The organism is Streptomyces sp. NPDC056948, assembly GCF_042674225.1.
GTDB classification, from domain to species: domain Bacteria; phylum Actinomycetota; class Actinomycetes; order Streptomycetales; family Streptomycetaceae; genus Streptomyces; species Streptomyces purpurascens.
On the sequence record NZ_JBHUQX010000011.1, the window covers coordinates 14934 to 39988 of the forward strand.

21 protein-coding genes are annotated in these 25055 nt (G+C 72.2%); 14 read left to right on the forward strand and 7 right to left on the reverse strand.

What is annotated here, in order from left to right; genetic code table 11:
* Nucleotides 1-158 precede the first annotated feature (158 nt).
* Together ACFTZL_RS02800 and ACFTZL_RS02805 are read left to right on the forward strand one after the other, a co-directional pair.
* Nucleotides 159-860 carry a hypothetical protein gene (locus ACFTZL_RS02800; RefSeq protein WP_382577399.1) on the forward strand — a complete coding sequence of 234 codons (702 nt, stop codon included), beginning with the start codon at nucleotides 159-161 and terminating at the stop codon, nucleotides 858-860.
* 85 nt (nucleotides 861-945) lie between these two features.
* Entirely contained in the window at nucleotides 946-2346 is a 1401-nt protein-coding gene (locus ACFTZL_RS02805; protein ID WP_382577400.1) for an RICIN domain-containing protein, read from the forward strand.
* Between the two features lie 11 nt (nucleotides 2347-2357).
* Here the strand turns inward: ACFTZL_RS02805 and ACFTZL_RS02810 are convergent, their stop codons facing one another.
* The 3 genes from ACFTZL_RS02810 to ACFTZL_RS02820 form a co-directional block, all read right to left on the reverse strand.
* A complete protein-coding gene (locus tag ACFTZL_RS02810) occupies nucleotides 2358-4376 on the reverse strand; it encodes an ATP-binding protein (protein ID WP_382577403.1) in 2019 nt (672 codons plus the stop codon).
* On the reverse strand, nucleotides 4373-5065 hold the full coding sequence (locus tag ACFTZL_RS02815) for a DUF4255 domain-containing protein (protein ID WP_382577405.1): 693 nt from the start codon (nucleotides 5063-5065) through the stop codon (nucleotides 4373-4375). The genes ACFTZL_RS02810 and ACFTZL_RS02815 overlap by 4 nt, the downstream gene beginning before the upstream one ends.
* A 145-nt stretch (nucleotides 5066-5210) precedes the next feature.
* Nucleotides 5211-5879 (reverse strand): LuxR C-terminal-related transcriptional regulator, encoded by a 669-nt coding sequence (locus ACFTZL_RS02820; RefSeq protein WP_382577406.1) that lies wholly within the window; start codon nucleotides 5877-5879, stop codon nucleotides 5211-5213.
* Nucleotides 5880-6176: 297 nt separating this feature from the next.
* On the opposite strand from ACFTZL_RS02820, the gene ACFTZL_RS02825 reads away from it, so the two are divergent.
* Nucleotides 6177-8981 (forward strand): AAA family ATPase, encoded by a 2805-nt coding sequence (locus tag ACFTZL_RS02825; RefSeq protein ID WP_382577409.1) that lies wholly within the window; start codon nucleotides 6177-6179, stop codon nucleotides 8979-8981.
* A gap of 179 nt (nucleotides 8982-9160) precedes the next feature.
* Complete coding sequence (locus ACFTZL_RS02830) at nucleotides 9161-10792, forward strand: RNA polymerase sigma factor (protein WP_382577411.1); 1632 nt, start codon at nucleotides 9161-9163, stop codon at nucleotides 10790-10792.
* Here ACFTZL_RS02830 and ACFTZL_RS02835 read toward each other — a convergent pair.
* Nucleotides 10737-11462, reverse strand: a complete 726-nt coding sequence (locus ACFTZL_RS02835; RefSeq protein WP_382577414.1) for a glycerophosphodiester phosphodiesterase — start codon at nucleotides 11460-11462, stop codon at nucleotides 10737-10739. The two genes, ACFTZL_RS02830 and ACFTZL_RS02835, sit on opposite strands and share 56 nt — an antisense overlap.
* On the reverse strand, nucleotides 11459-12520 hold the full coding sequence (locus ACFTZL_RS02840; RefSeq protein ID WP_382577416.1) for an adenosine deaminase: 1062 nt from the start codon (nucleotides 12518-12520) through the stop codon (nucleotides 11459-11461). The genes ACFTZL_RS02835 and ACFTZL_RS02840 overlap by 4 nt, the downstream gene beginning before the upstream one ends.
* Before the next feature lie 212 nt (nucleotides 12521-12732).
* Here ACFTZL_RS02840 and ACFTZL_RS02845 point away from each other — a divergent pair, with 212 nt between their 5' ends.
* Nucleotides 12733-13374: a DUF4190 domain-containing protein gene (locus ACFTZL_RS02845; protein ID WP_382577419.1), complete on the forward strand. Its 642-nt coding sequence runs from the start codon at nucleotides 12733-12735 to the stop codon at nucleotides 13372-13374.
* Between the two features lie 68 nt (nucleotides 13375-13442).
* A complete protein-coding gene (locus ACFTZL_RS02850) occupies nucleotides 13443-13916 on the forward strand; it encodes a DUF4190 domain-containing protein (protein WP_382577422.1) in 474 nt (157 codons plus the stop codon).
* A gap of 80 nt (nucleotides 13917-13996) precedes the next feature.
* Here the strand turns inward: ACFTZL_RS02850 and ACFTZL_RS02855 are convergent, their stop codons facing one another.
* A complete protein-coding gene (locus ACFTZL_RS02855) occupies nucleotides 13997-14566 on the reverse strand; it encodes an NADAR family protein (protein WP_382577424.1) in 570 nt (189 codons plus the stop codon).
* A gap of 199 nt (nucleotides 14567-14765) precedes the next feature.
* On the opposite strand from ACFTZL_RS02855, the gene ACFTZL_RS02860 reads away from it, so the two are divergent.
* The 7 genes from ACFTZL_RS02860 (at nucleotide 14766) to ACFTZL_RS02890 (ending at nucleotide 22550) form a co-directional block, all read left to right on the forward strand.
* Nucleotides 14766-16301: a gamma-aminobutyraldehyde dehydrogenase gene (locus ACFTZL_RS02860; protein WP_382577427.1), complete on the forward strand. Its 1536-nt coding sequence runs from the start codon at nucleotides 14766-14768 to the stop codon at nucleotides 16299-16301.
* A gap of 55 nt (nucleotides 16302-16356) precedes the next feature.
* Entirely contained in the window at nucleotides 16357-17604 is a 1248-nt protein-coding gene (locus tag ACFTZL_RS02865; RefSeq protein ID WP_382577428.1) for a spermidine/putrescine ABC transporter substrate-binding protein, read from the forward strand.
* 5 nt (nucleotides 17605-17609) lie between these two features.
* The gene (locus ACFTZL_RS02870; RefSeq protein ID WP_382577430.1) at nucleotides 17610-18755 is read left to right on the forward strand and encodes an ABC transporter ATP-binding protein; all 1146 of its coding nucleotides are present in this window, start codon (nucleotides 17610-17612) and stop codon (nucleotides 18753-18755) included.
* Entirely contained in the window at nucleotides 18755-19684 is a 930-nt protein-coding gene (locus ACFTZL_RS02875; RefSeq protein ID WP_382577433.1) for an ABC transporter permease, read from the forward strand. Before ACFTZL_RS02870 ends, ACFTZL_RS02875 begins: the two co-directional genes overlap by 1 nt.
* Complete coding sequence (locus ACFTZL_RS02880) at nucleotides 19685-20485, forward strand: ABC transporter permease (RefSeq protein ID WP_382577435.1); 801 nt, start codon at nucleotides 19685-19687, stop codon at nucleotides 20483-20485. It abuts the gene before it with no gap.
* Between the two features lie 26 nt (nucleotides 20486-20511).
* A complete protein-coding gene (locus tag ACFTZL_RS02885) occupies nucleotides 20512-21930 on the forward strand; it encodes an NAD(P)/FAD-dependent oxidoreductase (RefSeq protein ID WP_382577438.1) in 1419 nt (472 codons plus the stop codon).
* Between the two features lie 164 nt (nucleotides 21931-22094).
* Complete coding sequence (locus ACFTZL_RS02890; RefSeq protein WP_382577440.1) at nucleotides 22095-22550, forward strand: hypothetical protein; 456 nt, start codon at nucleotides 22095-22097, stop codon at nucleotides 22548-22550.
* A 16-nt stretch (nucleotides 22551-22566) separates the two neighbouring features.
* Here ACFTZL_RS02890 and ACFTZL_RS02895 read toward each other — a convergent pair whose 3' ends face one another.
* Nucleotides 22567-23229, reverse strand: coding sequence for a phosphatase PAP2 family protein (locus tag ACFTZL_RS02895; protein WP_382577443.1), 663 nt, complete (start codon nucleotides 23227-23229; stop codon nucleotides 22567-22569).
* Between the two features lie 83 nt (nucleotides 23230-23312).
* Between ACFTZL_RS02895 and ACFTZL_RS02900 the strand changes: the two genes are divergently transcribed.
* Nucleotides 23313-25043: an acyltransferase gene (locus ACFTZL_RS02900; RefSeq protein ID WP_382577445.1), complete on the forward strand. Its 1731-nt coding sequence runs from the start codon at nucleotides 23313-23315 to the stop codon at nucleotides 25041-25043.
* Nucleotides 25044-25055: the final 12 nt, after the last annotated feature.

Below are 25055 nucleotides of genomic sequence, written 5' to 3' on the forward strand. Positions count from 1 at the left end.
CCGAGCTGGGCCTCGACCCCGGCAGGAAGCCCCACCCGGGTGACACGTACGACGACGAGAGCGAGCGGCTCCACAGCAGCGAGAACGTCGCGTTCTCCACCAAGGGCCGGATCTCCGAGAAGGATCTCGTCCGGCGCAGGACACAGACCAGCCGCGCGGTGGCCGAGGCCAAGCAGCGCATCGCCTCGGCACTGAAGATGCTGAGGGAGGCCGACGGCGACCCCGAGGGGGCGCTGCCGGCGGGTCTGGAATCGGGCTTCCCCGTGTTCCGGACCGCCCCTCCCGGGGCGCTCGCGCCGTTCCTGCCCCGGATCGCCGAGATCGTCCAGCGCATCCACGACGGACTGAACGCGCAGGGCGCGAAGATCGCCCTGGTCGGCAGCGGTGTGCCGGGCGTGCCGCAGAACGCCACCGCCTGGGTCGACGGGAACCTGTCGGAGAACGTGGCGGGTCTGTTCAGCCTCGGCCACGACAAGATGAGCGAGGAACTGCCGCCCCTGATGGAGCGCTCAGGACCGATCCACCTGCTGGAGCCGGGCCAGATCGCGTGGTACATCGTCCACGAGGCCACGCACCGCTTCGCCGGCACCCTCGACTACCAGTACAGCCCGTACTTCGAGGAGGTGCAGGAGGACGAGTTCACGGCGTCGGCGGATCCGGAGGTGGCGGCCGCGATGGAGCCCGCGATGCTCGACCGGCGCAAGGTGCGCGATCCGAAGGAGTTCAACGGCAAGGACGAGCAGACGTACCTGGGCAAGCAGTCCAACTGGTACGCCCTGGGGCGGCGCGCCCTCATGAACGCCGACTCCTACGCCCAGTTCGTCCTGACGGCGACCGGCGCACCGGCGCCCCGGACCTGATGGCCCGCACCGTGGCCCGTTCGGCCCTCTCATCGTGCCCTTAAGCTTCCTGACGCGCCGTGCACACCCCGGCTAGCGTCGCGACGTGAGCCTGTGGACATCTCTGGAACCCGCCTCCGCGACCGTCGACCCGGGCAGCAGCACGCGCGTGCGCCTGCGCCTGCGCAACACCGGCGACATCGTCGACGAGTACCGCTTCGAACCGGTCGGCCCCGTCGCCCCCTGGACGACGGTCGAGCCGGCGTCCCTGCGCCTCTACCCCGGCACGACCGGCACGGTGGAGCTGACGTTCGCGCCGCCGCGTACGCCGGACGCCACGGCGGGCCCGAACCCGTACGCGGTGCGGATCACGCCGACCGAGCATCCCGAGGCGACGACCGTCCCCGAGGGCAACCTGACCATCACGCCGTTCACCGAGGTCCGGGCGGAGCTGGTGCCGCCCACGGTCAAGGGGCGGTTCCGGGGGCGGCCCCGGCTCGCCGTCGACAACGTGGGCAACACCAAGCTGACCGCGTCCCTGAGCGGCAGCGACAACGGCGACGAACTGTCGTACGACATCCACCCGTCCAATGTGCAGATCGAGCCGGGCCGGGCGGCGTTCGTCAAGACCACGCTCAAGCCCAAGAACATCATCTGGTTCGGGTCGAAGGAACAGCGGCCCTACACCCTCGCCGTGCAGCGGTCCGGCGCCACGGCGATGCCCGTGGAGGGGACGTTCGTCCAGCGCGGGTTCCTGCCGGGCTGGCTGGCGACCCTCTTCGGGATCCTGTTCGCCCTCGCGTTCACCTTCCTCATGCTGTGGCTCGCCTACAAGCCCTCGGTCATCACCAAGGCCGACGCGTCGCCGGCCGCCGCCGGCAGCACCCTCGAGCCGTCCCCGACCCCCACCCCGTCCCTGACCTCGGCCCCGCCGCCCCCGTCACCCACCCCGCAGAAGCCGGAGGGCGGCGACGGCCAGGGCGGCGGAGGAGGCGCGCCCAAGCAGACCAAGAAGCCCCCCAAGCCCGTGGTGCCGGCGGAGAACATCCTGCTGCGCAACACCACCACCAAGATGTGCGTCGGCCTTCCGGGCGCCGGTAAGGACGACGGCCGCCCGCATCAGTACACGTGCAACGAGTCCCCGCAGGGCACCCAGCGGTGGAACCTCGAGGTGACGGAACCGGACAAGGGGCCGGGCGGCCACGCGCTCTTCCTGATCCGCAACGTCAAGGAGCAGCTCTGCGTGGACCTGCCCTACTACGGGGCGGCTGACGTGCGGTCCCCGATCACCAAGTACACCTGTGACGGCACGACCCGCGACAACCAGCTGTGGTGGATCGACAAGCAGCCGAGCGGCGCCTACTGGATCCGCAACTTCGCCAGCAACAACAAGTGCCTGGACGTGGCCGGTTACAGCACCGGCGTCGACGGCACCAACCTGACCCTCTTCGACTGCTCCAACACCGACGACCAGGAATGGGAAATCGTCAAGCCGTCGGAGGACTGAGCGCGAGGCCGCTACCAGGTGCCTTCCCCCGGCACCAGGCGGCCGGCCTTGCGGTACTCACGGCGGGCGCCCTCCAGGAGGTCGTCCGCCGTGACGTTGCCCCCGCGCCCCGCGGCCAGGTACGCGGCGGTCACCACCGCGCTGCGGATGGAGCCGCCCGCCAGCTCGAAGCCGGAGGCCACCGCGTCGAGTTCGATGCCGTCCGCGCGGGGCACGTGCGACAGGCTGTGCCACCACAGCGCGAGGCGCTGCCCGGCGTCCGGGAACGGGAAGTCGACGATCAGGTCCAGACGCCGGGTGAACGCCTCGTCGATATTGGCGCGCAGGTTGGTGGTGAGCAGAGCGATGCCGTCGAAGGACTCCAGCCGCTGGAGCAGATAGGCGCTCTCCAGGTTGGCGTACCGGTCGTGCGCGTCCTTCACCTCGGACCGCTTGCCGAAGACGGCGTCGGCCTCGTCGAAGAGGAGCACCGCGTCCGTGCGGTCGGCCTCGGTGAAGATGCGTTCCAGGTTCTTCTCGGTCTCGCCGACGTACTTGTCGACGACGGACGAGAGCTGGACGACATAGAGATCGAGTCCGAGGTCGGCCGCGACGACCTCCGCCGAGAGTGTCTTGCCGGTGCCGGACTCGCCCGCGAACAGGCCGAGGACGCCCCGGCCCCGGCCGCCGCCCGCGCTGAGCCGCCAGTCGCCGAGGACCCGGTCGCGGTGGCGGGCGCGCAGGGCGAGTTCCCGTAGCTGGGTCAGGGGCCCGTCGGGCAGGACGAGGTCCCGCCAGTCCACGTCGGGCCGGATCCGGCGGGCATGCTGCTCAAGGCCGGAGGCGGACTGCTGCCGGGCGGCGAGGCGCAGGTGGGCGGGGGAGAGCGGGGTCCCGTCGAAGTCGGCGAGGCCCCGGGCCGCACGGGCGGCACGCGTGATGTGGTCACCGGCCAGGTGGTACGGGGCGACGGTGGCGGCCAGGTCGAAGCCGGGTTCCCCGCCGAGCGCGGCCGACCAGGCGTCCACCGCGCCCGCGCGCTGTGCGGGTGCCTCCAGGACGAGTGGGTCCTGGTCGCACCACTGGGGGTCGTACGGGCGGGACCCGGTCACCAGCACGGGGACATCGACCGCCGCGGCCAACTCCCGGAACAGCGCCGCCGGTTGTTCCGGCAGCCCCGTGACGACGACCGCACGGTCGCTCAGCCGGGCCTCACGCAGCAGGTCCGGGACGCGGTCCTCGGGACCCGTGAACCGCACGGCCGCGACGCCCGCGGCGCGCAGGGCGGCGTCGACACAGGGAAGCCCGTCGCCCTCGCGGCGCTCGCGCAGATACACGGTGAGCGGCGGCCCGGAGACCAGCAGGGCGGCCAGCCGACGGGCGATCCGGGCGGCCTCGTCGTCCGGGCCGGGGAGGTCCGTACCGGCCTCCGGCGCGGGCAGCGTCTGCAGATGGCCGGCGAGTGACGCGTCGGGGGTCTCGTCGCCGAGGAGGTGGGCCACGAGACGGTCCGGCACGCGCAGCGCGCGGCTGAGGAAGGGGCGTTCGGGTTCCTCCACGGTGAGCAGCCCGAGCGCGGACAGCGGGGCCGTGGGATGCAGCCGGGCCCGTCCCTCGGCCAGGTGCACGGGGATCCCGCACAGGTCGAGGGCGAGCGCGACGGTGGCCCGCCGGCGGCTGACGTCGTCGTTGAGGTAGCCGTACAGCGGCTCGAAGCCGCGGTCCAGGTCGGGGGCGAGGGCGATGAGGAGCAGCGCGGTGTCGAGCTCGGTCAGGCGGAGCCGGGCGGAGAGGCCGGCCAGACGGTCGAGACCGGCGTCGGGTCCGGGCGGCCCGCCGGTGCCGGGGGAGCTGAGCGGCAACTGCTCGGCCGGGCGCAGCAGATGCCGTACGGCCTCCTCCGACAGGTACAGGCCGCGCAGCGGGTCGCCTGCCGTGGGGTCGCCGGCGGACCGGTGCTCCACCAGCAGGGCGACCCGGTCCCGCAGTTCGGCCAGGCGGGAGAGGAGTGCGGTGGCGGGGGTCTCGGTGTCGGACGTCCGCGTGGTCATGTCGTGCGGTCCGGTCCCTGGCCCCGTCGTGCCGTTCTGCGGGCTTCGCGGGCCTCTTGGGCCGCCGCCACCTGCCGTGCGCTGTGGGCGCGTTCCTCCGTCCGCGGCTGCGTGTCGTCCACGGTGCGGACACGGACCGCCACGCCCTCGGTGACGGGCGGACCGGCGTCGTACTCGGGGTAGGCCGGGAAGGGGGCGGTGATCACGAGGTCGAGGGACGGCTTGAGTTCGCCGCCGAGCGCCGACCAGATCTCCGCGAGGGAACGCGACTCGGTCTGGGTGCCGGCCACGGACATCGGGATCGTCATGCCCAACGCGCCGAGGGACCCCGGCAGTTCGGAGGAGCCGATCAGCTCGCGCGGGATCAGCGTGGCCAGCACCGCGGACAGCAGCCGGTGTTCGTCCTGGGGCTGCTTCGTCCACGCCGTCACCAGGTACGACAGGCGGAACCAGCGGGGCGGCTGCCGGTGCTTGACGACGAAGTCCCGTTCGTCGTGGACCGGGACATGGCCCCGCTGGCGGCGGGCGACGTCCTCCCGGATGTCGTACAGATAGGCGTTGATCGTGGGCGCGTTGCGGCGGGCCGCCCAGTCACGGGTCGGGGCGTCGAGCGCGACGTCGATGCCGGAACCGGCCAGTGCGCCGCCGCTGAGCAGGTTCTTGAGAACCTCGTCCACCTCGTGGATCACCGATGTGCTCCCGTTCCCACACTGCCGTGCTGTGCGCCGCCGTATCCGATCCTGCCCTCCGCCCCGCCACGGCCCGCAGGGTCGCCGGGGACGGCGGCGGGGCAGAAAGCGCTGCCCGTGGGGTCGCCTTCGGATGCCCGTTCGGTCAGATGTAGCCTTCCCGCAGGGCATGGGCCACGGCGTGTGCCCGGTTACGCAGGTGCAGTCGGGTGGTCAGCCCGTGCATCACGTTCTTGACGGTGCGTTCGGAGTAGGACAGCTTGCTGGCGATCTCACCGGTGTCGAGTCCCTCGGACACCAGCCGCAGTACGTCCACCTCACGGGGTGTCATCCCCGAGGCCGGAGCTCCGGTACGGCCGGCGGCGCCGCGATGCAGGGTTCCCACCTGGTTGATCAGCCGGCCGAGCAGATCGGCGGGCAGGTCGCCGTCGCCGCGGGCGGCCGCGAGCACGGCCTGCACCAGCCGGGTCGCGGTGGCCTCGCGGCGCCAGACGATGGCACCGACCCCGCACTCGATCACGTCGAGCAGTTCCGTCTCCCGCAGCGCGGACACCACGAGCACCGCCCGCGCGCCCTCGCTGCGCACCACCCGGCGCAGCCGGGTCAGGGCCGTGTCGTCGAGGACGTCGTCGATGAGCAGGGCCACCGTGCCGGGGCCGGACTCGGTCTCCTCCCGCAGGTCGATCTCCGGGAACCGGCGCAGCTGGCTGAGCGCTCCCTCGCGCGTTATCGGGTCCGTGGCGTGTACCGCCACGGGTATCCGGGACGCGGAATCGGCCGTGCCGGGGCGTGTGGTCCGCGATGAGCTGAGCAACCGTTTCCCCTATGTCCACGTACGCGCCACCTCTGTGGGGTCGGTGGCGGATGTGCACTCCTCACCCTTCTGGGGCGGACGGTCCGGTCGCAATCGTGGATCACCACGAGGCGCACCACGAGATCGGCCCCGCGCCGACCACGAGATCGCCGGCGGCCGCAGAGCAGCCGTGCGGTGACGGCCCGTCCGGTTCCACCGGGGCCGGAACTCGCCGCCGTGGCACTTGTCACGGCACCAGCCCCGGGCGCAGGCCGTCCTCGACGGGGGAAGACGCCACGTCCGACCAGGGAGGCAGGAATGCCCGATCCTCAGCTCGAGCAGTCGCGGCGTGCGCGGCCGGCCGAACACCGGGAGGCCGCTGCCCTGCTGGCGGCCGGCCTCGCACGCGCCCGATCCGGGACGGGCGGCCTCGTGCTGCTGCGCGGAGCCACCGGCACCGGCCGGACCAGCGTCCGGGAGGCGGCCGCCGAGGCCGCCGCCGCCCAGGGCGTACGGGTGCTGCGCGCCCGCTGCTCGCAGGGCTGGGCGGCCGCGCCGTTCGCCGCCGTGCTCCAACTCCTGGGACCCGTACCGGGCTCGGGGCAGGCCGACCCGGCCGGCGACGAGCGCGAGCAGTCCGTCCTGCTCCGGCACGCGCTGCGCTCGTACGCCGGTGAGTCCCCGCTGCTGCTCGCCGTGGACGACGTCCACCTCGCCGACGGTCCCTCGTACCGCTGGCTGGTGGAGGCCGCCCGGCACGTGGACCGATTACCTCTCCCGATCCTGCTGGCCGTCACCGAACGCGGCCAGTACGACGTCGATCCGCCCGCCCCCGGCTTCACCCACACCCTCTCTCCCGCCCTCGTCGACACCCACACCCTGCCCCCGCTCACCCCGGACTCGGCGACCGGCCTGGTGCGCGTGGAGCACCCGGACGCCCCCACGGCATGGGTCGAGAGCTGCGTCCGGGCCGGCGCGGGCAGCCCCCTGCTGCTGAGGGCCCTCCTGGACGACCTCAGCGCCTCCGGCGGGTACGCGACCGGCGTCCCGCTCCCGTACCCCGCCCTTCCCGAGGCCTCCGCCGCCCTGTACCAGGGCTCCTATGTGGCCGCCGTGCAGTGGTGGCTGGACAGTGCCGGGAACGGCACGGCGGAGGTGGCCCGGGCTCTCGCCGTGCTCGAGGAGGGATGGGAGCGGGTGGAAGGGGGAGCGGCCGGGGGCGACGCGCCGGCCGGTCTGCTCGGGGAGCTCGCCGGTGCCGATCCGGCCCGGGTGGCGGGCTGGCTCACCGCGATGACCGGGCTCGGCCTGCTGCGCCCCGGCCCGGACGGCCTGCCCCGCTACGCCCATCCGCTGCTGAGGGACGCCGTACTCACCGGCGTCCCCGCGGCCCGGCGGCGCGCGGTGCACCGGACCGCGGCCGACGCGCTGCTGCAGCGCGGTGCCCCCACCGCCGCGGTGGCACGGCACCTGCTGCGGTCCGGACCCGTGGGCGCCTCCTGGGCCCCGGCCGTGCTGCGGGACGCCGCCTCCCTCGCGCTGCGCGACGGCCGCTCCGACGACGCCGTCGCGCTCCTGCGCAGAGCCCTGGAGGAGCCGCTGCCCGACGACCACCGGCAGCGGGTGCTGACCGAGCTGGGCTCCCTGGAGTGCGCGGGCCGGGAATCCTCGGCCGGCATCCCCCGGCTCACCGAGGCACTGGGGCTGCACGGCACACCGCAGGACCGGGTGCGTGCCGCCGTGGCCCTCGGCACCGCGCTGGCCGGACGCGGCCGGGCCCGCGCCGCCGTGGAGGTACTGCGCACGGTGGACGGCCAGCTCACCGGACACCCCGACCTGGGCAGCGCCCTCCAGACCGCGTCCGCCCTGCTGTCCGACCAGGACCAGACGGTCCGCAGCGAGGTGTACCGCCGGCTGTCCGAGACCGTCGAGCGCTCACCGGAACTCGTGGGACCGGCGACCCGGGCGCTGCTCGTCCGGTACGCGGCCAGCGCCGCACTGGCCTCGGCGGGCGACGCGATGCGGCAGGTGCGCGCGCTCCTCGCCGAGCCGGCCCACCCGCTGACCGAGCCCTTCCTGCTGGGCACGTCCGCCGCGGTCGCCCAGTGGGCCGACGAACTCGACGAGGCCGACCGCCTCGTGGACCGCGGCCTGGCCGGACAGCGCCCCGACCTGCTGCACCCCATGCACGCGGCGCTGCTCAACACACGGGCCGACATCGCCGCCGCGCGCGGCCAGTACACGCTGCTGCCCGCCGAACCCCCCACTCACGCCCACGGCCCCTCCAACGTGCACGCCACCACCCTGATCGCACTCGTGGAGACCGGCCGCGCCGCCGAGGCCCGGCGGCTCGCGGACGGCTTCGACCTGCGCGAGGCGCCCGACAGCTGGGAGCTGAACCGCTTCCTGTACGCGCGGGGCGTGCAGCGCGCCGACGCGGGCGACACGGCCGGGGCCCTGCACGACTTCCTGGAGTGCGGCCGCCGCCAGACCGGCCGCGACGTGGTCAGCCCGGTCGTCACCCCGTGGCGCTCCGCCGCCGCCGAATGCCGGCTGGCCCTCGGCAGCCCCCAGGAGGCGCTCGCCCTGGCCGAGGAGGAGTTGCGCCTGGCCCGGGTGTGGGGCACGCCCCGCACGGTCGGCCGCGCCCTCAGGGTGCTCGGCACGGTCACCGGCGGCCGCCGGGGCCTGCACCTGGCGGAGGAGGCCGTGGCCCTCCTCGCGGACGCGCCGGCCGCCACGGAGGGGGAACTGGTGGCCGCGCTCCTCGCGCAGGGCCGGCAACTGACCGCCGCCGGCGAACGCGCCCGGGCCCGGGACTGTCTGCGCACCGCCGCGGAACGCGCCGAACGCCTGGGCGCGGTGCGGCTGCGGACCCTGGCGGAGGAGGCCCTGCGCGAGGGCGGGGGCCGTCGCGCCGCCACCGCCCGCACCGGCTCCGGAGCCCTCACCGGAAGCGAGCTGCGCATCGCCCGGCTGGCGGCCGGCGGCCGTACGAACGCCGAGATCGCCGGCCTCCTCCACCTCGCCCGGCGCACCGTGGAGACCCATCTGACCAGCACCTACAAGAAGCTGGGCATACGGCGGAGGGGTGAGCTGGGACAGGCGCTGAGCAGGGACTGACCACTCGAGGGGAAGGTCCCGGCGCCACGACGCGGCGCCAAAAAGTGTTATCGCCCGCCCTTCACGCCGTCTCCACCTTGTGATCCCCGACATAGCGGGGACCCCGGGACCGGCTGAGAGGGTGCGTGCGGAACATCAGTGATCCGGACATCAGTGATCCCAGGCGTCGAGAGGCCACCGTGGACAGTCAGGACTGGCGCGCCACCGTCACGGCGGCGCAGGACGGCGACCGGCAGGCGCTGGACGAGCTGGTCGCGGGCTGGCTGCCGCTGGTCTACAACATCGTGGGCCGGGCCCTGAACGGCCACGCCGACGTCGACGACGTCGTCCAGGAGACCATGCTGCGCGCGGTCGGCAACCTCGGCTCACTGCGCGACCCGGACAGCTTCCGGTCCTGGCTGGTGGCGATCGCCATGCGGCAGATACGGGACCGCGCGCGCCGCAGGACCCCGGAACGGCTGGAGGAGACGGAGTCCTCCGACTTCGCCGAACTGACCGTGCTGCGGCTCCAGTTGGAGGGCCAGCGGCGCGAGGTCGCCGAGGCGGCGCGATGGCTCGACGACGAGGACCGGCAACTGCTGTCGCTGTGGTGGCTGGAGGTCGCGGGCGAACTGACCCGGCGCGAACTGGCCGCCGCCGTCGGCATCACCCGGCAGCACGCCGCCGTGCGCGTCCAGCGGATGAAGGAGCGCCTGGAGACCTCGCGCGGCATCGTCCGCGCCCTGGACGGCGCCTGCGCCGACCTGCGTGAGCTGACCGGCCGCTGGAACGGCAGGCCGGACTCGGTGTGGCGCAAACGGCTGGCCCGGCACATCCGCGGCTGCGGCTACTGCGGCGACACCCGCGAGTCCGTCGTACCGGCGGAACGCCTCCTGGTCGGCATCGCGCTCGTCCCGCTGCCCGTCGGGTTCACCCTGTCGCTCGCCTTCGGCGGCAAGACGGCCGTGGCCGCCGGCTCGGTCGGCTGGTCGGCCAAGCTGCTCGGCGCCCTCACCAAGCCGGCCGTCGCGATGACCGCCGGCGCGACCATCGTCGCGGGCGGCGCCTACGTCGTCACCCAGCCGCCGGACGCCCCGCCGCCCCGGGCCGCGGTCACCCCCACGGCGACGGCCACCACCTCCGGCCCCCCACCGCCCTCCGCCCCGCCCGCCCCGAAGCCCTCGCCGACGAAGAAGGCCGACCCCTACGGCACGGTCGTCGACGCCGTCGACCGCGCCCCCGACCCGAACGCCCGGCCCGCCGCCCTGCCGCGCCGCCCCGAGCCCGGCATCACCAGCACCGGCGGCCCGAAAGCGGTCATGCAGCACCGGGGCGACAGCGTGACGCTGAGCGGCCGGGGCTATGTCCTGGTCCGCTGGCAGATCTCGCCCAAGTCCCGGCCCGGCGCGCTGGTCATGCCCTCCTGGACCGGCCTGAAGGGCAAGCTCTTCCACGTGGCGTCCGGCGGCTGGCGCCGGATGGACGACCCGCTGCCCGGCGCCCCGAACGGCTACGCCACCGGCATGGGCGGGCCCGCCATCGGATACGCCGAACTGCCGTCAGGCACCCAGCAGATGTGGCAGAACGAGTACTTCTACGTCGACGGCACCGTCACCCTCACCCAGAACGAACGGGGCTGCGACTACGGCCTGACCGTCTTCCCGTCGAACCGGCAGGCCGTGGACGAGGACATCAACGCCGGCCCCGACCAGGGCGCCCTCCGCTACGGCCTCGTCCGCGACACCGGCACGGACAGCGCGCCGGTGCCGCAGTACGTCACACGCTCGACCCCGGCCGATCCGGCGACGGTGCCGCAGCGCTCGCGCGTGTAGCGCACAGCACGTCGATGCGGTTGGTCGTGATCGAGTCCACCCCGGCGTCCAGGAGCCGCCGCATGGAGCGGCGGGTGTCGGGGGTCCACACGGACAGCAGATACCCGTCGCGGTGCACCTGCTCGGCGAGGGGCCGGTCCACCAGGGAGAAACGGTAGTTGAGCCAGCGCGGGCGGATCGCCTCCAGCAGGACCGGCCGGGGCGGGGCCAGAGTCGTCCAGGTGAGGGCGATCTCCGCGTCCGGGTCCGCCGCGCGCACGGCGAGCATGGCGTCGGCGCCCGCGCAGTAGTACACGCGGTCCGCCGCCCCGGCCTCCCGTACGGCGTCCATGACCCGGCGCACCGACCGCACGCCGGGCGAGCCGGGCAGGTCGATCATCACCCGGTGCCCTTCGGTCGCGGCCAGCGCCTCCGGCAGGGACGGCACCCCGCCGCCGGTCAGCCCGCGCACCTCCTCCCAGGACAGCGCGCGCACCGGCCGCTCGTGCTCCCAGAGCCGCTTCAGCGTGTCGTCGTGCAGCAGCACCGGCACGCCGTCCCGGGTGAGACGTACGTCGATCTCCACCGCGTCCGCACCCCGTCGCAGCGCGGAACGCAGCGAGGCCACGGTGTTCTCGCGGTGCCGATAGGGGTCGCCCCGGTGGCCGACGGCGAGGGGGACGGAGGTCACCGGTCGAGCCACCCCGCGGTGTACGTGTCGATCTCGCCCTTGATCCGGGCCTTGCCCGCCGCGTCCAGGAAGGACACCTCGACGGCGTTCTTCGCCAGCTCGGCCAGGCCCCGCTCGTCGAGGCCGAGCAGCCGGGCGGCCACCGCGTACTCGTTGGCGAGGTCGGTGCCGAACATCGGCGGGTCGTCGGAGTTGATCGTGACGACGACCCCGGCCTCGACGAACTCCTTGAGGGGGTGCTCGTCGAGGGTGCGGACCGCGCGGGTGGCGATGTTGGAGGTCGGGCACACCTCCAGCGCGATCCGGTGCTCGGCCAGGTGCGCGAGGAGCTTCGGGTCCTGCGCGGCGCTGGTGCCGTGGCCGATGCGCTCGGCCCGCAGATGCGTGAGGGCGTCCCACACCGTCTCCGGTCCTGTGGTCTCGCCGGCGTGCGGTACGGAGTGCAGCCCGGCCGCGATCGCCCGGTCGAAGTAGGGCTTGAACTGCGGCCTGGGCACGCCGACTTCGGGCCCGCCCAGACCGAAGGAGACCAGGCCCTCCGGGCGCAGCCGGTCGTCGGTGGCGAGCCGGGTCGTCTCCTCGGCGGCCTCCAGACCCGCCTCGCCGGGGATGTCGAAGCACCAGCGCAGCATCGTCCCGAACTCGGACTCGGCGGCCTTGCGGGCGTCCTCGATCGCGTCCATGAAGGCGCGCTCGTCGATGCCGCGGCGGGTGGAGGAGAACGGCGTGATGGTCAGCTCGGCGTACCGCACCTGCTGCCGTGCCAGGTCACGGGCCACCTCGTAGGTGAGCAGCCGGACGTCCTCCGGGGTGCGGATCAGGTCGACGACCGACAGGTACACGTCGATGAAGTGGGCGAAGTCGGTGAAGGTGAAGTAGTCCACCAGGGCCGCGGGATCGGCCGGCACCTTGGAGTCGGGATGCCGGGCGGCCAGCTCGGACACGATCCGGGGGGAGGCGGAGCCCACGTGGTGCACATGCAGTTCGGCCTTGGGCAGTTCCGCGATGAACGCCGTGAGGTCGCGCGGGGCGTGGGGGTCGACAAGATGCTGGGCCAAGGGTTCCTCCCCGGAACGGCGCCCCTGCCGGCGCAGGCGGGCGGGCGCGGGTGATCGGCTGATCGATGACTCGAGCTTCATCGTAGGCGGTGCGACAGCGCAGCCCTCAGGGGCGCGGGGAACTGCGCGACCAGCCCCGATGCACCCGCACGATGGCACGCACCGAACCGCCCCGTAGCATGACGGCACGAACGATCCCGGGGGGATTCACGATGACGGACGCGACGCAACCAGACGGAGGCAGCCACGACCCGTGGGCGCCGCCGGAGAGCAAGACCTCACTCGACAAGAACCAGACGCCACAGCCGCCGTCCGTGCACGACCAGGCCACGGTCACCTCCATGCCCAGCGCCGGCTTCACCCCGCCCGCCGGCATGCCGCAGTTCGACCACACCGGCTCCGGCCCCACCGTCCCGCCCCCGCCCGCGGCCCCCGGCGGCTACGGCTACCCCGCCTACCCCCAGGCGGGCTCCGGCTACCCGCAAAGCGGCGGCTACGGCTGGCCCGGCATGCCGATGGCCCCCCAGAACGGCATGGGCATCGCCGCCATGGTGCTCGGCATCGTCTCCTGCACGCTGTTCTGCCTGTACGGCGTGGTCTCCCTCGTCACCGGCATCCTCGCCGTGGTCTTCGGCATCAAGGGCCGCAAGCGGGCCGAGGCGGGCGTCGCCACCAACCACGGCCAGGCCCAGGCGGGTCTGATCATGGGCATCATCGGGATCATCCTCGGCATCACGGTGATCGTCCTGATCGCCGTCGGCATCACGGCCGCGATCAACAGCGACACCTCCTCCGACGACGACCCGTACTACGGCGCCCGCGGCCCCGTGGCCACCGCACCGTCCCACCGCTGAAACACCCGTCCTCCTCGGCGGACTTGGCCACTACGATGCCTTGGTCTGACAACGAGGGGAGAACGTCCATGTCCAACACCAACCCCACCCCCGGTGGGTTCGGTCCGCCGTCCCAGCCGCCGCAGCCCCCACAGCAGCCGGCCCCCGGCTACGGCTATCCGCAGCAGTCCGGCCCGGGCTACGGCTACCCCCAGGGCAGCCCCGGCTACCCGGCCGCGCCGCCCGCCGCCTACCCGCAGGCGCCCGGCTACGGGATGCCCGCGCAGCCGAGCAACGGCATGGGAACCACCGGACTGGTGCTGGGCATCATCGGCGTGGTGTGCAGCCTGACCTTCTTCCTGTGGTTCTTCGGCGTGATCCTGGGCATCCTGGGCATCATCTTCGGCGCCATCGGCCGCGGCAGGGCCACCCGCGGTGAGGCCACCAACAAGGGCGCGGCGACCGCCGGCCTGGTCTGCGGCATCATCGCGACGGTGATCCTGCCGCTGCTGGGTTTCCTGCTTTTCGCCAGCATCATGGGCGGGCTCGGCGCGGCGAGCTGAAGCCGCCGCTCAGAGGGGGCCGGTCCCGTGGGCCGGCCCCTCACTCATGCCCTCAGTGATGTCCTCGGTGATGACCTCACTCAGACCCCGCGCAGCCGCTCCCGCGCCGCCATCAGCGCGAACCCCAGCAGGTTCGGCCCTCGCCACCGCTCCGGATCCGACGCCGCCTCGTCGTCCGCGGCCAGCCCGATGCCCCACACCCGGTCCACGGGGCTGGCCTCGACCAGCACCCTCTCGCCCGTGTTCAGCAGGAACTCCCGCAGCCCGGGATGCGCGGCGAACTTGTGGACGCTGCCGTCCACGACGATCCGGAAGCGCTCCCGCTCCCATATCGCCTCGTCGAAGCCGCGCACCAGCCGCCCGGCCTTCTTCGCCTCGGCGGGATGCCCGGCAGCCAGCACGGCCCGCTCCGCCGCCGCGTCCCCGAACAGCCGGGCCTTGCCCGCCATCATCCAGTGCTCCGCCGTCGCGTACTCCACGCCGGCCACCGTGAACGGCGCCGGCCACCACTGGCTCAGACAGCTCGATCCGATCCGGCCGTCCGGCCGCGGCCGGTGCCCCCAGAAGTGCAGATACTTGATCCTCGCGCCGCCGCGGGACGCCCTGATCAGGGCCTCCCGGGAAACGACCGCCCCCGTGATCTTCTCCATGCACGCGAGTGTGGCACGCACCACTGACACACCGTCCTGCCTTTTCGCGGCGGACTCGACACCTGGTCGACAGATTCCGTCGCGTAACCAAAAAACAACAACGGAATCCCTTGTTGGCGTGTCATTGCTCTGCCAGGATCGGCACTCAAATCGAGTCTGAGCCACGCCGGCCCCGCCAGGGGACACGGAGGAGAGCGACATGCACAACCCGGGCAACGCCACCCCCGACCGATTTCCGGCCGCGGAGCGCTTCGAGGAGGGCGCCCAGTTCATCGCGGGCCGCCTGACCAGGGGCACCTCCGGCCGTACCCACGCGGTCGTCGACCCGGCGTCGGGCGAGGAGGTCCTCCGCTACGAACTGGCCGGCCCGGCCGACGTCGACCGGGCCGTCGCCGCGGCCCGCGAGGCCTTCCCGGGCTGGGCGGGGGCCACGCCCGGCGAGCGTTCCGACGCCCTGCACCGGTTCGCCGCGGTCCTGGCCGACCGGGCCGAGGACTTCGCCCGCGCCGAGTCGCTGCAGTGCGGCAAGCCGCTGAAGCTGTCCCGCGAGTTCGACGTCCCGGGGACCATCGACAACACCGCCTTCTTCGCCGGTGCCGCACGGCATCTCCAGGGGCAGTCCGCCGGTGAGTACTCCGGCGACCACACGTCGTACATCCGGCGTGAGCCCATCGGCGTCGTCGGGTCGATCGCGCCCTGGAACTACCCCCTCCAGATGGCCGCCTGGAAGGTCCTCCCGGCGATCGCGGCCGGCAACACCATCGTCCTGAAGCCCGCCGAGCTCACCCCGCTGACCTCGCTGCTCTTCGCCCGGGCGGCGACCGACGCGGGGATCCCGGACGGCGTGATCAACATCGTCACGGGCACCGGCAGGGAGGCCGGTGAGCACCTCGTCGGCCACCCCGACGTGGCCATGACCTCCTTCACCGGCTCCACCGCCGTCGGCAAGCGCGTCGCGGAGGTCGCCACCGCCACCGTCAAGCGTCTCCATCTGGAGCTCGGCGGCAAGGCGCCCTTCGTGGTCTTCGACGACGCCGACCCGGAGGCCGCCGCCCACGGCGCGGTCGCGGGCGCGCTCATCAACACCGGGCAGGACTGCACGGCCGCCACGCGCGCGTACGTGCAGCGGCCGCTGTACGAGGCGTTCGTGGAGCGGACCGCCGCGCTCATGGAGAGCGTCCGGCTCGGCGATCCCTTCGCCGCCGGTACCGACCTCGGGCCGCTGATCTCGCACGTCCAGCGGGACCGGGTGGCCGGTTTCGTCGACCGGGCGCGTGCCTACGCGCGCGTGGTGACCGGCGGAGAGGCACCGGGAGGCGAGCTGGCCAAGGGCGCCTACTACCGGCCCACCCTCATCGCCGACGCCGCCCAGGACAGCGAGGTCGTCCAGTCGGAGATCTTCGGGCCGGTCCTGGTGGTGCTGCCCTTCGACACCGACGACGAGGGCATCGCGCTCGCCAACGACACGCCGTACGGGCTCGCGGCCTCCGCCTGGAGCCGGGACGTGTACCGGGCCAACCGTGCCACGCGCGAGATCAAGGCGGGCTGTGTGTGGGTCAACGACCACATCCCGATCATCAGCGAGATGCCGCACGGCGGCCACAAGTCCTCCGGCTACGGCAAGGACATGTCCGCGTACTCGTTCGAGGAGTACACCCAGATCAAGCACGTCATGTTCGACAACACCGCGGTAGCCGCGAAGGACTGGCACCGCACCGTCTTCGGGGACCGATAGCCGCATCAGGCCGCCCGACCCGCGGCCGCCCACCCTCCGAAAGGGCACCACGCGCATGGAGCAGTACGAGCCCGACCGCCTGTCCCCGGCCCAAGTGGCCGCCATGCGGCGCAGCTTCAGGAACGGCAGGGCCGCCCTCACCCGGCGGTCGCTGCTGCGCGCCTCCGCCGGCGGAGCGCTCGCGGCCGGCGGACTCGGGACGCTGAGCGCCTGCGGCATCCCGGCGGCAGGCACGTCGCAGGGCGGCGTCTCGGCGGAGGACCACTCGGCGAAGGAGAAGACGGTCGCCTTCTCCAACTGGACCGAGTACATGGACGTCGACGACAGCGGCAAGCACCACCCGACGCTGGAGCAGTTCACGAAACGCACCGGCATCAAGGTCAAGTACACCGAGGACATCAACGACAACAACGAGTTCTTCGGCAAGATCAAGCCGCAGCTCGCCGCGGGCCAGGACACCGGCCGGGACCTGATCGTCCTCACCGACTGGCTGGCCGGACGGCTCATCCGCCTGGGCTGGGCGCAGAAACTCGACCCGGCCAACCTGCCCCACGCCTACGCCAACCTGTCGGCCCAGTTCCGCAGCCCCGACTGGGACCCGGGCCGCGCCTACTCGTACGTCTGGCAGGGCATCTCCACCGTCATCGCGTACAACAAGAAGGCCCTCGACGGCGTCGAGGTGAAGTCGCTCTCCGACCTGCTGGACAACTCCAAGCTCAAGGGGCGCGTGGGCTTCCTGTCGGAGATGCGCGACAGCGTCGGCATGACGCTGCTCGACATGGGCAAGGACCCGGCGAAGTTCACCGCCGACGACTACGACGCGGCCATCGCCCGGCTCCAGAAGGCCGTAGACAAGGGCCAGATCCGCCGCTTCACCGGAAACGACTACACCTCGGACCTGACCAGCGGCGACTTCGCGGCCTGTGTCGCCTGGGCCGGTGACGTCGTCCAGCTCAAGGCGGACAGCCCCGACATCGACTTCCTCGTCCCGGACAGCGGCTACATGACGTCGACCGACAACCTGCTGATCCCCAACAAGGCCCGTCACAAGACGAACGCCGAGCGGCTCATCGATTTCTACTACGAGCCGAAGCCGGCCGCCGAACTCGCCGCGTACATCAACTACGTGTGCCCCGTCGACGGGGTGAAGGCCGAGCTGGAGAAGATCGACAAGGACGCGGCGAACAACCCGCTGATCATCCCCGACAAGGCCATGGCCGCGAAGTCCCACGCCTTCCGCTCGCTGAGCTCGAAGGAAGAGACCGAGTTCGAAGCGAAGTTCGCGAAGCTGACGGGGGCGTGACCACCATGACGAACAAGACAGACCCCACCGGCGACGTCCGCCTCAAGGGCATCAGCAAGACCTACGGCGCCTTCACCGCCGTCCACCCGCTCGACCTGACCGTGCCGCAGGGCTCCTTCTTCGCCCTGCTCGGCGCCTCCGGCTGCGGCAAGACCACCACCCTGCGCATGATCGCCGGCCTGGAGGAACCTTCCTCCGGGACCGTCTCGCTGGGCGACCAGGACGTGACCGCGCTCCCGCCGTACAAGCGGCCGGTGAACACGGTCTTCCAGTCGTACGCCCTCTTCCCGCACCTCGACATCTTCGAGAACGTCGCCTTCGGTCTGCGCCGGCGCGGCATCAAGTCGGTGAAGAAGCAGGTCGGGGAGATGCTCGACCTCGTGCAGCTCGGCGAGCAGGCCCGCAAGAAGCCGCACCAGCTCTCCGGCGGCCAGCAGCAGCGTGTCGCCGTGGCCCGCGCGCTGATCAACCACCCCAAGGTGCTCCTGCTCGACGAGCCGCTCGGCGCCCTCGACCTCAAGCTGCGCCGCCAGATGCAGCTCGAGCTCAAGCGCATCCAGACCGAGGTCGGCATCACCTTCGTGCACGTCACGCACGACCAGGAGGAGGCCATGACCATGGCCGACACGGTCGCCGTGATGAACGCGGGCCGCGTGGAGCAGCTCGGCGCGCCCACCGACCTCTACGAGAACCCGCGCACCACGTTCGTCGCCAACTTCCTCGGCACCTCGAACTTCATCGAGGCCGAGGTCGACTCCAAGAGCGGCGAGGAGATCGTGCTGAAGGCGGGCGGCGGCAAGCTCGTCCTGCCCGAGTCCCGGTGCGGCGCGCCCACGACGACCGGCGGCAAGGTGCTGGTCGGGGTCCGCCCGGAGAAGATATCCCTCGCCCACGCGGACGACGCCGGCGAGATACCGGAGGGCCGCAACCGCATCACGGGCCGGATCGCCGACTCCAGCTTCATCGGCGTCTCGACGCAGTACGTGGTCGACAGCCCGGTCTGTTCCGGCTTCGAGGTCTACGCCCAGAACATCGACCGAGACCCCCGCCTGGTGCCCGGCGCCGAGGTCGTCCTGCACTGGAACCCGGCCCACACCTTCGGTCTGGACGCGGCCCAGGACGCCGATGCCGGAGTGGAAGAGGCGGCCTGATGTCCACACTCACCGAGGCGCCACCGCCGCTCGCACCGGAAGCCCCCGAGCCGAAACCCCCGAAGCGCAGGGGCCGCTGGACGCCGTACTGGCTGCTGCTGCCCGGCATCCTCTGGCTGCTGGTCTTCTTCGCGCTGCCGATGATCTACCAGGCCTCCACGTCCGTGCAGACGGGCTCCCTGGAGGAGGGCTACAAGGTCACCTGGCACTTCGCCACGTACTGGGACGCGCTGTCCGCGTACTGGCCGCAGTTCATCAGGTCGGTGCTCTACGCGGGCACCGCCACGATCCTGTGCCTGCTGCTCGGCTACCCGCTCGCGTATCTGATCGCCTTCCGCGCGGGCCGCTGGCGGAACCTGATCATGATCCTGGTGATCGCGCCGTTCTTCACCAGCTTCCTGATCCGCACCCTCGCCTGGAAGACGATCCTCGCGGACGGCGGCCCGCTGGTCGGCGCGCTCGACACGCTGCACGTCCTGGACGTCACCAATTGGCTCGGCTGGACCGCCGGCGACCGCGTCCTGGCCACACCGCTCGCGGTGGTCTGCGGTCTGACGTACAACTTCCTGCCGTTCATGATCCTGCCGCTCTACACCTCGCTCGAGCGCATCGACGGCCGGCTGCACGAGGCCGCGGGCGATCTGTACGCCCGGCCCTGGACGACCTTCCGCAAGGTCACCTTCCCGCTGTCGATGCCGGGTGTCGTCTCCGGCACGCTGCTCACCTTCATCCCGGCGACCGGCGACTACGTCAACGCCGACCTCCTCGGCTCCACGGACACCCGCATGGTCGGAAACGTCATCCAGACGCAGTTCCTGAGAGTGCTGGACTATCCGACGGCCGCGGCACTCTCCTTCATTCTCATGGCGGCCATTCTGCTCATGGTCACCCTCTACATCCGCAGGTCCGGGACGGAGGATCTGGTCTAAATGCCCTTCGTCAACTGGCTCAAGAGAAAACTCGTCGTCATCGCGGGACTGCTGACACTCGGCTATCTCCTGCTGCCGAACATCATCGTGACGGTGTTCTCCTTCAACAAACCGAAGGGGCGCTTCAACTACGAATGGCAGCGGTTCTCCCTGGACGCCTGGAAGGACCCGTGCGGGGTCTCCGACCTGTGCGGCTCGCTGTCGATCAGCCTCCAGATCGCGGTCTGGGCGACGCTCGGTGCCACCCTCCTCGGCACCCTGATCGCCTTCGCGCTGGTCCGCTACCGGTTCCGGGCCCGCTCCGCCGTGAACTCGCTGATCTTCCTGCCGATGGCCATGCCAGAGGTCGTCATGGCCGCCTCGCTGCTCACCCTGTTCCTCAACATGGGCGCCCAGCTCGGCTTCTGGACGATCCTCATCGCGCACATCATGTTCTGCCTGAGTTTCGTGGTCACGGCCGTCAAGGCGCGCGTGATGTCGATGGATCCAAAACTGGAGGAGGCGGCGCGGGATCTGTACGCGGGCCCCGTCCAGACTTTTGTGCGGGTCACCCTGCCGATAGCCGCCCCGGGAATCGCGGCGGGCGCCCTGCTCGCCTTCGCCCTCTCCTTCGACGACTTCATCATCACCAATTTCAACGCCGGCTCGACCGTCACCTTCCCCATGTTCGTCTGGGGATCGGCGCAGCGCGGAACGCCCGTTCAGATCAATGTCATCGGCACGGCCATGTTCATCGTCGCCGTACTGTTCGTTCTGGCTTCCATGGCCGTCGGAAATCGCCGCAACAGGCAAAAGGCATAAAGGCATCACCGTAGGGAGTTGAAATCATGGCCCCGAGCGCCATGAATCAGTGGACTCATTCGCTTTCCGACGTCCAGCCGGTCCCGTACTGGCTGGACGACCCCGGCCGGCCCCGTCCGGAACCCGCCCTCACCACCTCCGAGACCTGCGACCTGCTGGTCGTCGGCGGCGGCTACAGCGGACTGTGGACGGCGCTGATCGCCAAGGAACGCGACCCGGCACGTGACGTGGTGCTGGTGGAGGGCCGCGAGGTGGGCTGGGCCGCCTCCGGCCGCAACGGCGGCTTCTGCGCCGCCTCCCTCACCCACGGCCTGCCCAACGGCCTCGCCCGCTGGCCCGACGAGATCCACAAGCTCCAGGAGCTCGGCACCCGCAACCTCGACGCGATCGAGGAGGCCGTTTCCCGGCACTCCATCGACTGCGACTTCGAACGCACCGGCGAGATCGACGTCGCCACCGAGCCGTACCAGGCCGCGGAACTGCGCGACTGGCACGAGGAGACCGCCAGCCGGGGCCTCGCCGAGGGCGTCGAGTTCCTGGACGCGGACGCCGTACGGGAGCAGGTGGACTCACCCACCTTCCAGGCGGGCCTGTGGGACCGAAGGGGCGTGGCCATGCTGCACCCGGCGAAGCTCGCCTGGGGCCTCAAGCAGGCGTGCCTCCGGCTCGGTGTCCGCGTCCACGAGCACACCCCGGCGCTGACCCTGAAGCCGTACGGCCCCGGCATGGCCGTACGCACCCCCTACGGCCGGATCCGCGCCCGCCAGGTCGCCCTCGGCACGAACATCTTCCCGAACCTGGTCAGACGCGTCCGTTCGTACACCGTCCCGGTCTACGACTACGCCCTGATGACCGAGCCGCTCACCGCCGGCCAACTGGCGTCGATCGGCTGGAAGAACCGCCAGGGACTCGGCGACAGCGCCAACCAGTTCCACTACTTCCGCCTCTCCGCCGACAACCGGATCCTGTGGGGCGGCTACGACGCGATCTACCCCTACGGCGGCCGCGTCCGCGCCGAGTACGACGACCGCCCGGAGACCTACGCCAAGCTCGCCGGGCACTTCTTCACCTGCTTCCCGCAGCTCGAGGGGGTCCGCTTCAGCCACGCCTGGGGCGGCGCGATCGACACCTGCTCCCGCTTCTCGGCGTTCTTCGGCACCGCCCACCAGAAGAAGGTCGCCTACGCGGCGGGCTACACGGGCCTGGGCGTCGGCTCCACCCGCTTCGGCGCCGAGGTGATGCTGGACCTGCTGTCCGGTGAGCCGACGGAACGCACGGAACTGGAAATGGTCCGCAAGAAGCCCCTCCCGTTCCCTCCGGAGCCCTTCGCCTGGACGGGCATCGCCCTGACCAAGTGGTCCCTGGCTCGCGCGGACGCCCACGACGGCCGCCGCAACCTGTGGCTGCGCACGATGGACCGGCTCGGGCTCGGCTTCGACAGCTGATCGAGCGGGCTGATCGAGCGGGGTGTGATCCGGTTCACTCCAACGAGAAGCCGAAACCCGCGTAATGACCGCAGGGAGACCCCCTTCTCCCTCGTGACGCTCTCGGGACGCGCCGCGCGTCCGCGAGATCCACGAGCTTCACGAGGGAACAGGGGGTCTTTCTCATGACCGGTGCGAAGACGGCGGTCGAGTGGCTCGCATCCGCCGCGCCCGACCCCGAGGCCTGCCGCTGGGAGTGGGAGCGCAACCCGCTCGGCGTCGCGCTGCTGCCGGCCGGCGGCGCCTGGGACGTGCTCATCCTGCCCGGCGACCTCGGCTACGCCACGCTCGACGTGCTCTCCCGCGTGCTCGACCGGCCGGGGCCCGTGCTCGTCGACTTCGGCGACGAGCGCATCGGGTTCTTCGTGCCGCCGGGCACCGCGGCCCGCTGGCTCGGCACGGGCATCAGGACGGCGGGCGCCGGCACCTGGATCGTCGTGCCGTACCCGGGCCGCTCCTCACCCGGCGGCGTCCGCTGGCTGATCCCACCGGACGGCTCGGGCATGCTGACGGACCCGACGCTGCTGGAACTGGCGATGCACGAGGCGGCGGCGCGGCTGGCCACAGAACGGGACGACTAGGACACGCGGCCGGGACTCACCGCGGCTGCCCGGCCGTCCCCCGCCTGAGGAACAGCCACAGCGAAGCGAGCAGCACCGCACACAGACACCAGCTCGCCGCCACGTCCAGTGGCCAGTGGTAGCCACGGCGGACCAGGCCGTAGCTCGCGCCGAGCACGAGGGCGAGGCAGACGGTGACCAGGGCGCCGCGGGTGAGGGGTGTGCGGAGCCGGGGGAGCAGGAGCAGGGTGGCGCAGCCGTAGGCGATGGCGGCCGTGGCGGTGTGGCCGGAGGGGTAGTAGCCGGTGCCGGGCGGGACGGCCGGGGTGCCCGGGCGGTCCGTGAGGTCCTTGAGCGGGATGATCAGCGCCGGGACCAGGGCCATGAGGAGGGCCGCGGCGGTGACCGGCAGCCACCAGCGTGCCGTGCGGCGGGTCCGCAGGGATACGTATCCGAGGGCGACGGCGAGGACCGGGACCGCGACCTGGACGTTGCCGAGGTCGGCGAGGAGCTCGGAGTAGCGGTCCGGGTGGACGAGTTCGCGGCTGGCGCGCTCGTCGAGGCGGATGAGGGGGCCGTCGGCGACGACCTGCCAGGTGATCAGCACGAAGAGCAGGGCCGGGAGGCTGAGCAGGAGGGCCAGGAAGCGCGAGTATGGCGCGGTGGGCTCGTCGCGAACCTGGATCCCGGAGATCGGCATGGGACACAGCTTGGCACGGGCACGGATATCCCCTGTCCAACCGCTGTCCCCTGTCCACCCGCACGACCCCAGTGGAGGATCACGTGAACCAGCCGGAGAGCGACGGCCTCTTCGACCACTGCCCGTGGCTCTACGCCGAGCAGGCGTCGGAGGAGCAGCGCGCGGCACAGGAGCAGCAACGGAAGCGGCTCCTCGCGGGGGCGGGGGCGGGGGCGGTGCGGCTGGGCGAGGGCTGCTTCGTCGCGGAGACGGCCGCCGTGTACCCGGAGCACCTGGACCTGGGCGACCGCTCGTACATCGCGGCCCACGCGTACGTCACCGGTGACATACGCACCGGCGCCGACTGCTCGATCAACCCCTTCACCGCGGTGCGCGGCACCGTCACCCTGGGGGACGGCGTACGCGTCGGCGCGCACAGCTCGCTGCTCGGCTTCAACCACGGGACCGCGCCCGAACTGCCGGTCCACCGGCAGCCGGTCACCAGCCGCGGCATCACGATCGGCGACGACGTGTGGATCGGCTCGCACGTGGTCGTCCTGGACGGCGTCACCATCGGCGACCACTGCGTCATCGGCGCGGGCGCGGTCGTCACCAAGGACCTGCCCGCCTGGACGATGGCGGCGGGCAACCCGGCCCGCCGCATCCGCGACCGCCGCGATCCGCGCGAAGCGGGGCCCGGCAGCGGGGCAGGGGAGAGGACGGCGCCGGTCGGCACGGCGCCGCGCCCCGCCGGCACCCCCGACCTCGTCGAGGCGCTCTCGGCCTTCGCCGGGTCCGCCCGTGCGCAGGCGGTCGAAGTGCTGGGCCGCTGCCGGCAACCGGACACCGGCCGGTACGTCGACCGGCCCGGCGCCGAGCCCACCGTGCGGGCGCACTGCGACGCCGTAGAGATCGCCGACCTCCTCCTCGGGGAGGCGCCGCCCCAACTGCCCGCCGCCGAGCACGTGGCACTACTGCGCGGCCTCCAGGACCCGGTCACCGGCCTGATACCCGAGTACGGCGCACCACCGCCGCTCCCCGGCCCGGCCGGAGTGCCGGACGACGGGGCCGCGGCCTATCACGTGCTGTGCGTGGGGTACGCGCTGGACCTGCTCGGCAGTTCCTTCGCCCACCCCGTCCACGCGGTCCGCCGCACCACCGCGGACCGACTGGTCCCGCACCTGGCCGAACTGCCCTGGCACGACCGTGCCTGGCACGCCGGTGCGTGGGTCGACTCCTGGGCCACCGCCGCGCACTGGAACCTGCGCCTCGGTGCGGAACCGGCCGCGCCCGGGGCGCTGGAGGCGCTGTTCGGCCGGCTGCACACCCGGGTCGACCGCCGCAGTGGCATGTGGGGTTCGCCCACGCCGCGGGACGGACACCTCCAGATGGTCAACGGCTACTACCGGCTCACCCGCGGCTCCTTCGCGCAGTTCGGCCTGCCCGTGCCGTACGCGGAGCGCGTGATCGACACGGTCCTCGACCATGCCCGCGACCCCCGCCACTTCGCACCCGGCCGCGAGAACGCCTGCAACATCCTGGACGTGGTCCACCCTCTGTGGCTCTGCGCCCGGCAGACCACCCACCGCTTTGAAGAGGCCCGCTCCTGGGCAGGGACCCAGCTCACCGCCGCCCTGCGCCGCTGGCATCCCGGCCAGGGCTTCGCCTTCGGCCCGGCCCCCGACGGCACCGGCCCGGGCCGCGACCCCGGCCTCCAGGGCACGGAGATGTGGCTCGCGATCATCTGGCTGCTCGCGGATGTCGTCGGTGTCGCCGACGCCCTGGGTTACCGGCCGCGCGGCATCCACCGCCCGGAGCCCGCTCTGCCCGGCTGATTGTCAGTGCCG